Source organism: Bittarella massiliensis (ex Durand et al. 2017) (assembly GCF_017566145.1).
GTDB classification, from domain to species: domain Bacteria; phylum Bacillota; class Clostridia; order Oscillospirales; family Ruminococcaceae; genus Bittarella; species Bittarella massiliensis_A.
Genome location: NZ_JABFCL010000003.1, coordinates 182075 through 195601, shown reverse-complemented (window position 1 = coordinate 195601; position 13527 = coordinate 182075). Strand labels below are relative to the sequence as shown.

Sequence of the window (13527 nt, the reverse complement as noted above, 5' to 3'; positions counted from 1 at the left end):
AGCTTTGGAGCAGGCAACGCCGCCTTTCCCCGGTTGCAGGTCCACCCGTTCCGGCGATCATTTTGCAAGTTCATCCCCAGCGGTCGGGGAGCAGCTCGTCCAGGGTGGCCACCCGGTCGGCCAGCTGGACCAGACAGGCGGGGTTTTCGTCGTGGAGCTGGCAGAGGAATTCGCGGCAGCGGCCGCAGGGGGGGATGACCGAGCCGTCCTCGTACACGGCGATCAGCCGGACCACCTGGCTCTCGCCGGCGGTGACCATGGCAGCCGCCGCCGCGTGCTCGGCGCAAAAGCCCATGGAACAGGGGGTGTCGATACAGACGCCGGTGTAGACCGCCCCGCTCGGGGTCTCCATGGCGGCCGCCACCGAACCGGCAAAGCTGTTTTGGGAGAGCTGGCGGGGGCGGAGCACCGCCTTGGCCCGCTCGTAGAGAGCGGCGAATTCGGGTTGCACAGGGAATTCCTCCTCTCGGTTTTCAGCCGTCCAGGGCGGCCTTGCAGAACTTGATGGTCTTTCCCATTTCGACAAACATCTGCTCGTGCTCGGTGACGATGTTGTCGGGCAACCGCTGGGCGTGCAGATCGGTGGTGGCGTAGAGCACCCGCCACCCGCCCTCATCAAAATAGACCATGGTGTCGGCAAAGAGGGCGTCATCGTCGGTCTTGAACCAAATCTCCCCCCCGGGGGCCAGCAGCGCCCGGTAGTTTTGCAGCTGGCGGGGATGGGTGAGCCGCCGCTTCTGGTGCTTGGCCTTGGGCCAGGGGTTGCAGAAGTTGATGTAGATGCGCTCGACCCTGTCCTCGGGGGCCAGCACCTGGGGCAGCAGCTCGATGTTCTGGGCGAAGATGTAGAGGTTGTCCACCGGCCGCCCGGCGGCGGCATAGGCGGCCTCTGCCTTGCGCTTGCACAGCCCCAACATCTCGCTCTTGATGTCGATGGCCAGGTAGTTGCACTCCGGGTGCTGGGGGGCCAGTTGGGAGATGAAGCCCCCCTTGCCGCAGCCCAGTTCCAGGTGAAGGGGGGCGTCAGGGCGGACAAACTGCTGCCGCCAGCGCCCCCGGTTCTCGCCCGGCTGGGCGACGTAAAAGGGGCAGGCCTCCAACTCGGGGCGGGCCCAGGGTTTTCTTCGTATGCGCACGGTTGATCGCTCCCCACTTTCTGCTCTCTCGCATCCTTTACCTGGGTTATTATAGCACAGTGGGCGGGCGCTTGCCAGCCCTCTTCTCCCAAAGCGCAGAGGGGCGGCGCCGGTGCAAACCGGCGCCGCCCCTCCCCATTTGGATGGAGGTTCTCTCCGCGGCCTGTTTGGGGCCGCGGCGGGTCGCTTTGTCTGGATGTCTAGGGTTTGACCGAGATGTGCACCACCTCTTTGGGGGGCAGCTGGGCATAGAGCTTGCCGTTCTTGACCGACGCCTCGCCACTGCCCAGAATCACCTGGGCGGTGGAGCCGGGGACAAAGAGCTCGCAGAGGGCCCCGTCAAAGGGCAGGTCGCCGTCGTTGTAGAGGGAGTAGATCTGCTCGTCGCCGCTGTCGGCCGGGAAGAGGTTGCAGTAGACCTCCCGCGGGGCCACCGGGTAGAAGGGGGTGGGAAGGGCGCACTGGTAGGTGAGGCGGTGGGCCAGGTAGACTTCCTTCCAGCCCTTGATGGCGGCCTTCTGCTCGGCGGAGAAGGGCATCCAGCGGCCAAAGATGTCCTGCCAGATGACCAGGGGGGCCGCGCCGAACTGGCTGTACTGAATGAGCAGGTCCTTGTCCTCCTTGCGGTACCAGCGGGAGATGACCGGGGCGATGTGCCGGGGGCAGAGGAAGCGGAAGATGTCCACCTTGGGCATGGGGCGGGTGTCCCAGAACTCGTCCCAGGAGGTGGTGATCTTCTCAATGGGGTGTTTCTTGTCGGGGTGATGCTGGGTGGTCATCACCAGCCCGGGGCGGACTGCGTCGCACTTCTCGCGGAAGGAGTCGGGAATGTCGCCCAGGGTGTCCAGCTGGTAGCCGTCGGCGCCGGTCTGCTCCAGCAGCCCGGCAAAGTGATCCCCCAGGGTCTCGGGGGATTCCTCGGCTCCGGCGTCCCAGGGGATGTAGGGCATGAACACCTGCACCCCCTTGGCGTGAAAGGCGTCCACCGCCTCCTTAAAGGCAGCCATCCCGCCGGGGAAGTCGTTGTAGAAATCCCACTGGTTGCGCTTGTCGACGCCCAGTCGGGGGTACTGGTTCCAGAGGGTGACGGTGTCGAATCCGCCAAACGCCTCCCCCTCTTTGAGCAGCTTTTCGGGGTCGATCTTCTGGCGCTCGGCGTCATAGGCCTCGGTGCCGTAGAGGAAGGAGAACTGGTGGAGGAACTTCTCATTAAACCACTTCAGGTCCTCCTTCTCGTACTCGGAGAAGTCGTACCCGCTCTCCCACTGCTGGCGGAAGCGGGCAAAGGCCTCCACCCAGCCGCCGGAGAGGCCGGTGATCTCGAACTCAAAGGTATCGTTGTAGGTGTTGTCTGGGTTACAGAGTATCTGGTGGGTGTGCAGGTCCTCAGCGCTGGCGATCTTGGAAAACTGCATATTGCGGTTTTGGATGGCGCCGCAGTCGTCCAAGTCGGCTTTGGAGGGGAACTGCACGGCAAAGCCGCTCTTCCCGCCCTTGTCACAGCAGACCAGGGGCAGCTTGACGTCGTTGTTGTAAAAGCTCTCCCGCATCATCTTCAGCAGGGGGGTGCCGTCGGGGCTCTCGACGGCGTTGGCGGGGTAGTAGTAGCGGTCCCCCTCCCCCCGCATCGACAGCTGGGCCAAAAAGGGGCTGTGGAGGAACAGTTCATAGGGGACGCCGTGGATGTACCGGTCCCGGATCTGCGCGATGACCGAGATGGTCTCTTTTTTGTCGTTGAGGAAGTGGACCCGGATGGAGAGGCCCAGGGCCTCGTTTTCCAGGGGGACCGTCAGCAGCTGGTGCACCCGGTCCTGACAGGTGAGTACCTCCCCCACCGCAAAGTCGCGGGAGGAGTACTGCCCGCCCATAAAGGTGAGGTTGAACAGTTCGCGCCGAAGGTTTTGCTGGTCCCCTGTCAGGAGGTTGGAGCACTCCTCAATGAGGATGCCGTCGGCGAAGTTCAGGGTCATCTGGAGGGTGTTGTTGCGGATGACCGCCCGCTTGGTGTTCTGGTCGTATTGCAGCATATCAGTCTCCCTCCTTTACACAGCGAAAACCAACGGTGGCGTTGCGGCTCATGGCGCCGCTCAAAAACTGCATCTTCAAATGGGTGTTGTTCCTCTGTGGTCCACCCTCGGCGTGCCAGTAGTGGTGGGCCCGGTAGAAACTGCCGCCCCGCAGCAGCTGGAAGTAATGGCTGCCGTCAAAGTGAAATTCGTCCACCATCTCCCAGCAGTTGCCGCACATGTCCATACAGCCGGTGGGGGACACTCCCTGGGGGAAGGCGTCCACCGGGGTGAGCCCGTGGCTGTACACGTTGGCCCGGCTGTAATCGGGGCTGTTGCCCCAGGGCCACTCGAGGCAATCGTCCCCGGCGGCCAGATACTGCCACTCATAGTCCTTAGGCAACCGCTTGCCGTAAAAGGCAGCGTAGGCCCTGGCGTCCTCCAAGCTGACCCAGACCACCGGTTTGTCGGCGTCCTCGGGCTTGTAGCAGCCGTCTACCCAGTGGCGCAGGTAGCCCCGGTCGTCCTTTGGCCGGTAGCCGCTGTCCTGTACAAATTGGTAGTACTGGGCGTTGGTGACGGGGTAGACGTCGGCGTAAAGGGGGCCGACGGTGACCGGTATGGGGCCGTGCTCGCACTGGCAGTCCCCCTCCATCACCCGGTGTACCACCCGGTAGATGTAGGTGGTTTGGGGAATGAATACAGCGTTGTCGCGTTCCATGGAATACCTCCCTCAAATTGGCTTTGAACAGTACAGCGGCGGCCCCGGCCAATGGCCCTGGCCGCCGCTGACGGTGCGTTTTGCGTGTCGGAAAACAGAAGTGCCCCTTACGGTTTGACGGATTCGCGGATCCTCACAAACTCGTCCTGGCTCATGCCGTACATGGTGGAGACCGTCTGCTCGCCGCTGATGAGTTTCTTCTCCAACTCGTCGATATAGGTCTGCACCTCCTGTGGGGTATGCTCCTTGTAATAGTCGTTCTTGGCCAGGCCCACAGCCTCTTCCTTCAGGCCCCACTTCTCCAGGTGGCCGTATGTCTGGGTGCCGGCCAGGTTGTCTTTGATCACCTTGTAGACCACCATGTCCCCCCGCTTCATGGCCGAGGTGAGGATGGTGTCGGCGATGTCCTTCTTGGTGTCGATGAAAAACTGGCGCTGGTCGGCGTCCACGCCGATGGCCCAGAGGTCGTTGTCGCGGCAGGCCTCAATGACCCCCAGCCCGGCGCCCATGGCGCAGGGGTGGAGCAGGTCGGCCCCCAGCTGTTTGATCTGCACCAGGGCCATCTCTTTGCCCTTGGCGGCATCGGTCCAGCTGCCGATGTAGGAGGTGGCCACCTTGCCGTTGGGGGCAACCAGCTGCGAACCCTCGATAAAGCCGATCAAAAAGTCGTTGATGATGGTGTCCTCGGCGCCGCCCAAAAAGCCGATGGTGTGGGACTTGGACATCTTTTGCGCCAGTGCGCCGGCCAGAAAGTCCACCTGGTTTTGCAGATAGGTGATGCAGAACATATTGGACATCTTGATCTCGGTGCTGGGCTCGATGTCAAAGCCCACGAATTTGGACTCCTTGTACTCGTCCATGTGCTTTTCGATGATGGGAATGTACTCGCTGCTGCCAAAGAAGATCAGGTCGTACCCGGCGTCGGCCACGTCCTGAATGGCGGGTTCCATCTTGGACTTGTCGGTGCCGATCTCGGCCACCTTGATCTCCACTCCCAGGTCGGTCTCAGCCCGTTTGAGGCCCTCATAGGCGATGTCGTAGTAGGACTTATCCCCCAGGGCCGAACAGATCATCACCACCCGGTACTTTTTCTCCTCGTCCTTTTTGCCCTCGTCCTTCTCGCCGCAGCCGGTCATCAACAGCGACGACGCCGTCAGGGCGGCCAACAGAATTGCCAGTACCTTTTTCACGTTTTTCCCTCGCTCTCTCTTTTTGCATATTTGCGATTTTGGCGGGTGCCCACCCGCTCTTTACACCCCCATCCCAGACCTTGGAAAGAAGAGGGGCTAGGACAATTGTCCCGTTGGAAACTGTCTTTGCAGGCTTTGACCGATCGATGGACTGCCTGTTTTTCGCCACTTCTTCCAACTGGCGACAAGTCGATTTGGCTCTTTTGGTGAAAAACTTCGCCCACCTTTGTAGGGAGGAACAAAACCATTCGTTTTTTCTTGGCCAAAACATCCAGAAAGAATCTGGGAAAGAAAAGCGGCCAACCCTTTCAGGTTTTTATTTTTTCTGCCTTCTGCGGGGGGAAGAGAAAAAGGCCCTCGCCGCCGCCCAAGGGCGCGCGAGGGCCTTTTCATGTTGTCTATTCCCTCTCTTTACCGGGGAGACAGAGCACCTCTTTGACTTTGGTGGCAAAGAGCTTGGAGGAATAGCTGGGGCGCAGGACCAGGGCCGTATCACAGCCGAGGCTGGTCCCCCCCACCGCCACCACATCCTCCCCAAAGGGGAGATAGCCGCCGTCCATGGCCATGGCGGAGCACTCCACACAGACCTTGGTCCCCTGGGAGAACATCCGCAGGGTATTGGCGACGATCTCCAGCGGGTACATCCCGCCGGCAGCGCCGGAGATGGCCCGCTCGGCCGCTGAGAGGGCGTGGGCAGCGGTGCAGACCGAGAAGCCCCAGTCCTTTAACTTCTGGCGCTCGGCCTCCTCCATGACGTTTTTGCCCGGCTCCTTGGAGCCGTAGGCCAGGGTGACCACCGTCACCTGTAAGCCGCAGTCCCGAAAGAGTTCGGCCGTGGCGCCGGAGGAGCTGGCCACCACCAGGTGGCGGATGCCCCGGGCCTTGGCCCCTTCAACGGCGATGCGGGCGGTTTCCTCTGCCCCGGCGGGGCCGACTGGTACCAATTTCAACTGTCTTCCTCCCATTCTGTGCGCCCGCCGCCGGCAGGGGTGTCGGGCGGGCGCTCCTCCCCCCGCCGCGGCGGGGGATAGCGAACTTTCGTGACTCGGTGCCCATCGCACCAGGCGGTAAAGGCGGGCCCAAAAAAGCAGAGCCCTCCCGACCAGGGGCGCACCCCTGTCACCCCCTGCGCCACCGCCGGGGGCAACCGCTTCCCCCCGCCCGGGGGGAGGGGAAGGGCACCGTCGCCCACCGCCCGGGAAAAGAGGGCGCAGACCGTCTCCTCCCAGTCAGGGGGAAGGGCGTCGCCCTTTTCCCGGTTGCAGGCCCGGCAGCAGAGAACCAGGTTGTAAACTGCCGAAGGCCCTCCATGGGCGCGGGGCAGGTGGTGGTCCAGGGTGCCGCCGCCAAAGGAGAGGGGTTTGCCGCAGTAAAAGCAACGCCCCCCTTCCCTTTGATAACAGTAGCGGCGCTTGGTCTTGTCAAAGACGTAGGGGCGCACCGGCTATTTCCCAAAGAGGCGGGTGGCCCTGGCCATGTTCTCGATCACCGGCACCCCAAAGGGGCAGTTTTTCTCGCAGGAGCCGCAGGCAATGCACTCCCCCGCGGTGACGGGCAGGGCCTCGTAGTGGGCGGCCACGGTGGCGGGCACCGACAGCCCCTCCCCCGCCTCGGCCAGGTCCAGGTATTTGTGGACGGCGGCCACGTCGATGTGCTGGGGGCAGGGCAGGCAGTGGTTGCAGTACATGCACCGGTGGGAGAGGGAACCCCGCATCTCCTGGGCGAGGAAAGAGAAGTCCCGCTCCTCCTCGCTGGCGTCGAAGTAGCCAAGGGCGTCCTCCAACTCGGCCACACTCTGCACCCCCAACAGCACGCTGGCCACCCCGGGTTTGGAGAGGGCGTAGTGGATGCACTGGGCGACGGTGAGGGGCCGGTGGAAGGGGGTGGTGGCCGGGTCCAGCAGCTTGCCGGCGGCCAGGGCCTTCATGACGGTGATCCCCACCCCGCGGGCCCCGCAGAGCTGGTAGAGCCGCTCCCTTTCAGGGGAGAGCTGTCCCTGGGTGGGGGCGGCGGCGATGAGCTGGTCGAGGGTCTTCTCGGCCGGCTCAAAGTCGTAGGCGGGGTTGATGGAGAAGAGGAGGAGGTCGAAGATCCCCGTCTCCACCAGTTTGATGGCGGTGGCTGGCATGTGGCAGCTGACCCCCAGCTTGCGGATGACCCCCTTTTCCTTGAGGCGGAGGGCGTAGTCGATAAAGTCGCTCTCAAAGACGCCGTCCCAGTCCTTCTGGGTGTCGACGAAGTGGATCATCCCCAGGTCGATGTAGTCGGTGTGGTACTTCTCCAAAAAGTCGCGCACATAGGTGTCGGCCTCTTTCACCTTGCGGGAGCGGGCGTACTGCCCCCCCTGGAGCACCGCACCGATGTGCCCTTGCAGGTAGACGTTTTTGCGGTAGGGGCGCAGGGCGTCCCCCATCTTTTGGCGGTACTCCACCTCGGGCATAAAGAGGTCAAAGATGTTGACCCCCCGCTCCACAGCGGCGCCCACGGTGGCCTCAACGGTGGGGTAGTCGCGGGTGCAGAGGTGCTCGCCCCCCACCCCCACGGCGCTGACAGAAAATCCGGTGTTGCCCAGCTGTCTGTATTCCATCTCCATGAAAAAGGCCTCCTTCTCTCCTCCGCGGGCGCGGTGAACCGGCCCGGCAGAATCTGTTGTAACCCCAGTATACCCCTCCCTTCAAAGGGGCGCAAGGAGCGGGGCGCAAAAAAGGGCCGGGGCAACTGCCCCGGCCCTTTTCAACTGCGAAAAGAGGGTGGTTACTTCTTGGACGCGACCGGTTCGGGCTCGGTCTTGCCCTGCTCGTAAACTTTGATGATGCCCTTTTTGTACATCAGCCAGGAGGCCAGGATGGTAACGGGGATCATACCCACGATGACAAAGCCCTGGTAGGTGCTCAGCGGCACGCCCATGATCATCATGATGATGACGATGATGACGGCGGGGACAGCGCCCAGCAGCTTGCCCTTGATGTTGTACTTGCCGGACCGGCCGTTGAAGATGCCCAGGGCCAGGCCGCCGAACAGAGCGGGCAGCATGTAGCCAGTAGCGGTTTTGACGGCGGGGATGGCGAAGATGGGCTGCAGCGGTACCAGCAGCAGCACGCCCACGGCGATGATGGCCATGGTGACGATGGAGGAAGCGCCGACGGCCACGGTGACAACGGCGTCGCCCTCGTCGGTGGACTGCTCCACCCCGGCGATGTCGATGGCGTTGATGGCCACAGGCAGTTTCAGGTTCATGACGTTGCCGGTGATAAAGGTGATGTAAGAGGCGGAGCCGAGCACGGGGGCGTAGCTGAACACCTCAGAGATGGCGATGGGGATGAACATGGCCAGCAGGCCGGTGCCGCTCTGGATCACCAGGCCGAAATCCGGGAAGCAGCTGTAGATGGTGCAGATAACCAAGGGGATACCCACCATGAAGCCGAGGGCGCCGAGACTGCCGAGCCGGCCCAGGCGATGGATGGACTTTATGTATTTCTCGTTGTTCATTGTATAGTCCTCCTTTCCCTATTAAGCGAACATGCCGACCACGTTGGTCCAGAGCACAGAGGAAGCCATGCCCAAAATCAACACGATGGCGAGGTTGAAGTCGTTGAGCCACTTGGCCCCGGTCTTCTTGGAGATGGTGGCAATGAGCAGGCCGATGCCGGCACTGGTGAGCAGGGTCAGGGTGCCGACAAAGTTCCAGCCGCTGGCGGGGTTATAGACCTGCAGGGGCATCATGACGGACATCATGGCCATCATGAAGCAGCCGGAGAAGACAGCGCCCCAGCCGCCGCTCTTCTTGTTGTAATCGGCCATGCTGGTGGTGATCTTCTTGGCGGCGATGATGTTGGTGATGATGCCGAACATAATGCCGATGCTCATGACGATCATCACGGCGCCAAAGACGTTGGCGGGCTGTGTCCCGGCGCTGGCGAAGTTCAGGCCCATGGCCTGAATGACCATGTCGGCGGCCATCAGCTCATAGGAGACGGCGCCCACGACGGAGAGCCGGAACCAGGCCCAGGGGGTGCCCAGGACAGCGGCCAGAGAGATCAGGCCGATGACGATGGACAGGGAGGGGACGATGGAGAAGGTGCAGGACGAGCTGATGACCTTTTTGATGGTCGTGTTCTCGATGCCCAACTCCAGGCAGCGCTTGCGGGCCTTCACCATAAAGGCGGCGGCCAGTCCGGCTACGTACAGCAGGCCGGCGATGACCAGAATCCACAGCCAGGTGCTGTTTGACAGTTCTTTGAATGTCATTTGATTCACTCCTCATTTCTGTTTCATAGTTTATCGCAACAGCGCAGTTACCGCTCGCTGTTTGAGACCGTTAGTCCAAATAGGGCTTGACGTCGTCGGGGAAGGGGCAGTTGTACTTGCCGCCAGTCTTTTTCAGGTACTCCTCCTGGGCGGGGCCGAGGACGGAGGGGTCTTCGATGACCTTGACGGCGGCCAGCGCCATGGCCTTGCCGGCCTGCAGCAGCCCCTTGTGGGCCAGGCGGGAGCCGGCCTGCGCCGTCTGCTGCCAGGAGTGCCCGGGGGTACCCAGACAGGCGGTGGGGGCGGTCATCTGCGCGGTGGGGGTGACATAGCTGACATCGCCCACATCGGTGGAACCCGGCATGGCGATATGGCCCATGGGCCGGTAGGGGAAGACCTCGCCGCAGATGGCCTTGTCGGCGTATTTCTGCGCCAGATCCGGGCCGCCCAACATGCCCAGCTGCTGGGCCGAAGCGGCCTTTTCTGCGGGGGTGAGGGTGTCGCGGAAGGACTGGGCCAGGGCCTTGTCCTCCTCGTCAAAGGGGACCTCGCCCACCTCGTTCATGGCCTCGTTTAGCAGGGTGGTGAGCACCTCGTTGGGGACGTAGTCGGAGAGGCCGTCTTTGATCTGGATGATCGACTCGGTCTCGGTCATCATGGCCGCGCCCTTGGCGATCTTCTGGATGCGGGCAAAGAGCTCTTTGGCCTCGGCGATTTTGGGGGCGCGGATGTAGTAGTGGAGCTTCGCCCGGTCCTGCACCACGTTGGGGGCGGTGCCGCCCACATCGTGAAAGGCGTAGTGGATGCGGGCCTCGGGGCTGACGTGCTCGCGCAAAAACTGCACCCCGATGTTCATCAGCTCGGCGGCGTCGAGGGCGCTGCGGCCCAACTGGGGCGACGCGGCCGCGTGGGAAGTTCTGCCCACAAAGCTGAAAAAGACGCTGATGTTGGCCAGGGAGCTGACCCCCATGGGGGCAAAGCAGTCGCCGGGGTGCCAGCTGAAGGCGCAGTCGAGGCCGTCAAAGCAGCCCTCTCTGGCCATGAAGGCCTTGCCGCAGCCGAACTCCTCGCCGGGGCAACCGTAGTAGATGACGGTGCCGCTCTTGCCGGTGGACTGCAGGTAGTCCTTGACGGCGACGGCCGCCGCCAAACTGCCCGCGCCCAGGGCGTTGTGCCCACAGCCGTGACCGGGGGCGTCCTTGACCACCTCTTTTTTGGAGGGGCAGCTCGCCTCTTGGCTGAGGGATGGCAGGGCGTCAAACTCGCCCAGGATGCCGATGACCGGCTTGCCGCTGCCGAATGTGCCGGAGAAGGCGGTGGGAATGCCCGCCAGCCCTGTCTCCACCGAGAAGCCCTCCTGCTTTAACACTTCGATGAGGGCGGCCGAGGACTGGAACTCCTTAAAGCCCAGTTCCGGCGTAGACCAGACCTTGTCGCTGACCTGGGTGAAGAGAGCGGCCTTGTCGTCCACCAACTTGCAGATGTCGTCCCGTACCGACATGATTTTGATCGCCTCCTAATCTAAAGCGCGGCTGCCAGTCATTGGTGATAATGACGAAAAACAACAGGTTTTTTTGGTAAATGCAACCTATGCCTTCTTTTTCTTGCAGAACAGCGCCCTTGTATTTTTGAATTGTAACATAAAATGAACAAACAAGCAATTGCGTTTTAACGATTTATGAATATTGGCCAAAGGGATGTTGCAGAATTTATCTATTTATATTTGCTGGGAAATATGGTAGAATCAACCCATGAAAAGAAGGGGAGGGCGTTGTTATGCGCTATCGCGCGCTGCTGCTGGATATGGACGGGACCCTGATCGACTCTTCCGGGGGGATCGTCGCCTGCGCCAAAGAGGCCATGGAGGAACTGGGGATCCCCATTCCGCCGGAAGACACCTTTCACCGCTTTATCGGCCCGCCCCTGAAGGAGTGCTTCCGCATTGTCGCCGGGGTGGAGGACGAGGCCCTGCTGGACCGGGCGGTGGCCAGCTACAAAGCCCATTTTCGGGATGAGCACATCGCCGCCGGCAAACTCTACCCCGGGTGGGAGACCCTGCTGCCCGCCCTCAAGGCCCAGGGGGTCAAACTGGGGGTGGCCACCCTCAAATTTGTGGGCTTTGCCCGCAAGACCACCGACCACTTCGGCCTGACCCCCCTCTTCGACGCCATCTGCGGGTCGGTGCCGGAGAAGACCCCCTCCAAAGAGGGGATCATCCGGGAGGCGCTGGCCGAAATGGGGATCGACGAGGCCGACGCCGACGCAGTGCTGATGGTGGGGGACAGCCCCTACGACGAGGAGGGGGCCGCCGCCGTGGGCTGCCGCTTTGCCGCCGCCACCTACGGCTTTGGCTACCTGGGGATGGAGGAGAGCCAGATCGAGGCCGACGTGTTGGTGCACAGCGTGGAGGAGCTGGCCGACTACCTGCAAAACAGTTGACCGGGGCGCCCGCAGGCTGTCTGCCGCGGGCGCTCTTTATTGAGAGAGGAGAGAGATGATGGACTGGACAGAGATTCGGGTCGCCGTCGCCGCCGGGGATGTGGAGGTGGCCTCGGCCATTGCCCACATGGTGGTGCCCTACGGCATCTATATTGAGGACTACTCGGATTTGGAGGAGGTCGCCCCCCAGGTGGCCCACATCGACTTAATCGACGAGGAGCTGCTGGCCCGGGACCGGGAGCACGCGGTGATCCACCTCTACATCCCCGCCGACCAGGCCCCCATGGAGGCCGTCTCCTTTCTGACAGGGCGGTTGGAGGAGGAGGGGATCGGCCATACCCTCTCCACCGGCGAGATCGCCGAGGAGGATTGGGCCTTTGGCTGGAAGAAGTACTACCACCCCCTGCCCATCGGCCAGCGGCTGGTGGTCTGCCCCAGCTGGGAACACTACGAGAAATCGCCCGGCCAGGTGGTGGTGACCCTGGACCCGGGGATGGCCTTCGGCACCGGCACCCACCACACCACCAAGCTCTGCCTGGAGCGGCTGCAGGAGGTGGTGCGCCCCGGCTGCAGCGTGCTGGACGTGGGCTGCGGCAGCGGGATCCTGGCCATCTCCTCCCTGCTGTGCGGGGCTGGCTCGGCGGTGCTCTGCGACATCGACGAGACGGCGGTCAAGGTGGCCCGGGAAAACGCTGCCCTCAACGGGGTGGATGGGCGCTGCACCGTGGTGCAGGGGGACCTGGCCACCGGGGTGCAGGGGCGCTTTGACGTGATCTTTGCCAACATTGTGGCCGACATCGTGATCCGGCTGCTGCCAGACGTGAAACCCCACCTGAACGAGGGCGGGGTGCTGGTGGCCTCGGGGATCGTGGACGTGCGCCGGGACGAGGTGCTGGCGGCCATGCAGCAGGCCGGGCTGACGGTGCTGGACCTGCGGGAGGAAAAGGGCTGGTACGCCATCACCTGCCGGGCCTGATGCCCGCCTGCGCGGGCAATGGACAGCGCGGACAGCTTTGTTAAAGGAGTATGCGGGATGCCCAAGTTTTTTACCGAAGACATCGCCGGGCAGCGGGGGATTTTGCGCGGCGGGGACGTCAAACACCTGACCCGGGTGCTGCGGCTGGGCCCGGGGGACGCGGTGACCCTCTGCGATGGGGCGGGGTTTGACTACGACTGCCAGATCGAGGCCGTCGAGGAGGGGCAGGTGGTCTGCGCCGTGCTGGAAAAGCGCCCCTGCCCCGCCGAGCCCGACCTGGACTTGACCGTCTACATGGCCCTGCCCAAGCAGGACAAGATGCAGCTGGTGGTGCAAAAGTGCGTGGAGCTGGGCTGCCGGGAGATCGTGCCGGTGAGCAGCGAGTGGTGCGTCTCCCGCCCCGACCCCAAGAGCCTGCAAAACAAGACAGAGCGCTGGCAGAAAATCGCCTGGGAGGCGGCCAAGCAGTGCGGGCGGGGGGTGCTGCCCACCGTCTCCCCCTGCCTGCCCTTTGCGCAGGCGGTGGAGGAGCTGGCGGGGAAGGACCTCCCCCTTCTCTTTTACGAGAAGGGGGGCCGCCCCATCGGCGAGCTGCTGGCCCGGGCCCAGGCGGCCGGTCCGGTGCGCAGCTGCGGGCTGCTGGTGGGCAGCGAGGGGGGGCTGGCCCCCGAGGAGGTGGCCCTGGCCGAGGGCCGCGGGGTGGGGATCGCCTCCCTGGGGCCCCGCATCCTCCGCTGCGAGACCGCCCCCCTGGCGGCGGCGGCCGTGGTGATGTATTTGACGGGGAATTTGTAGCCCCGTTGTAAAAGCA

14 protein-coding genes are annotated in these 13527 nt (G+C 63.1%); 3 read left to right on the top strand and 11 right to left on the bottom strand.

Annotated elements, in window-relative coordinates; genetic code table 11:
• Positions 1-70 precede the first annotated feature (70 nt).
• The 11 genes from HJY11_RS05280 to HJY11_RS05230 all read right to left on the bottom strand — a co-directional run bounded on the left by HJY11_RS05280 (position 71) and on the right by HJY11_RS05230 (position 10802).
• Positions 71-451: a cytidine deaminase family protein gene (locus HJY11_RS05280; RefSeq protein ID WP_208074949.1), complete on the bottom strand. Its 381-nt coding sequence runs from the start codon at positions 449-451 to the stop codon at positions 71-73.
• Positions 452-473: 22 nt separating this feature from the next.
• Entirely contained in the window at positions 474-1136 is a 663-nt protein-coding gene (gene trmB / locus HJY11_RS05275; protein WP_208074948.1) for a tRNA (guanosine(46)-N7)-methyltransferase TrmB, read from the bottom strand.
• 200 nt (positions 1137-1336) lie between these two features.
• Positions 1337-3163: a hypothetical protein gene (locus tag HJY11_RS05270; RefSeq protein ID WP_208074947.1), complete on the bottom strand. Its 1827-nt coding sequence runs from the start codon at positions 3161-3163 to the stop codon at positions 1337-1339.
• 1 nt (position 3164) lies between these two features.
• Positions 3165-3863: a formylglycine-generating enzyme family protein gene (locus tag HJY11_RS05265; RefSeq protein WP_208074946.1), complete on the bottom strand. Its 699-nt coding sequence runs from the start codon at positions 3861-3863 to the stop codon at positions 3165-3167.
• Positions 3864-3970: 107 nt separating this feature from the next.
• A complete protein-coding gene (locus HJY11_RS05260) occupies positions 3971-5053 on the bottom strand; it encodes a BMP family lipoprotein (RefSeq protein ID WP_208074945.1) in 1083 nt (360 codons plus the stop codon).
• Between the two features lie 398 nt (positions 5054-5451).
• Positions 5452-6003: a pyruvate kinase alpha/beta domain-containing protein gene (locus tag HJY11_RS05255; RefSeq protein ID WP_243764207.1), complete on the bottom strand. Its 552-nt coding sequence runs from the start codon at positions 6001-6003 to the stop codon at positions 5452-5454.
• Complete coding sequence (locus tag HJY11_RS05250; RefSeq protein ID WP_208074943.1) at positions 6000-6494, bottom strand: HNH endonuclease; 495 nt, start codon at positions 6492-6494, stop codon at positions 6000-6002. The genes HJY11_RS05255 and HJY11_RS05250 overlap by 4 nt, the downstream gene beginning before the upstream one ends.
• Positions 6495-6497: 3 nt before the next feature.
• On the bottom strand, positions 6498-7646 hold the full coding sequence (locus HJY11_RS05245; RefSeq protein WP_208074942.1) for an aldo/keto reductase: 1149 nt from the start codon (positions 7644-7646) through the stop codon (positions 6498-6500).
• Positions 7647-7807: 161 nt separating this feature from the next.
• Positions 7808-8542: a hypothetical protein gene (locus HJY11_RS05240; protein WP_243764206.1), complete on the bottom strand. Its 735-nt coding sequence runs from the start codon at positions 8540-8542 to the stop codon at positions 7808-7810.
• A gap of 21 nt (positions 8543-8563) precedes the next feature.
• Positions 8564-9301: a DUF5058 family protein gene (locus HJY11_RS05235; RefSeq protein ID WP_208074941.1), complete on the bottom strand. Its 738-nt coding sequence runs from the start codon at positions 9299-9301 to the stop codon at positions 8564-8566.
• Between the two features lie 70 nt (positions 9302-9371).
• The gene (locus HJY11_RS05230) at positions 9372-10802 is read right to left on the bottom strand and encodes a M20 family metallopeptidase (protein ID WP_208074940.1); all 1431 of its coding nucleotides are present in this window, start codon (positions 10800-10802) and stop codon (positions 9372-9374) included.
• Between the two features lie 275 nt (positions 10803-11077).
• On the opposite strand from HJY11_RS05230, the gene HJY11_RS05225 reads away from it, so the two are divergent.
• The 3 genes from HJY11_RS05225 to HJY11_RS05215 are packed head-to-tail and all read left to right on the top strand — an operon-like array spanning position 11078 to position 13511.
• Positions 11078-11740, top strand: a complete 663-nt coding sequence (locus HJY11_RS05225; protein WP_208074939.1) for an HAD family hydrolase — start codon at positions 11078-11080, stop codon at positions 11738-11740.
• 55 nt (positions 11741-11795) lie between these two features.
• On the top strand, positions 11796-12716 hold the full coding sequence (gene prmA, locus HJY11_RS05220; RefSeq protein WP_243764205.1) for a 50S ribosomal protein L11 methyltransferase: 921 nt from the start codon (positions 11796-11798) through the stop codon (positions 12714-12716).
• Positions 12717-12773: 57 nt separating this feature from the next.
• Positions 12774-13511: an RsmE family RNA methyltransferase gene (locus tag HJY11_RS05215; protein ID WP_208074938.1), complete on the top strand. Its 738-nt coding sequence runs from the start codon at positions 12774-12776 to the stop codon at positions 13509-13511.
• Positions 13512-13527 lie beyond the last annotated feature (16 nt).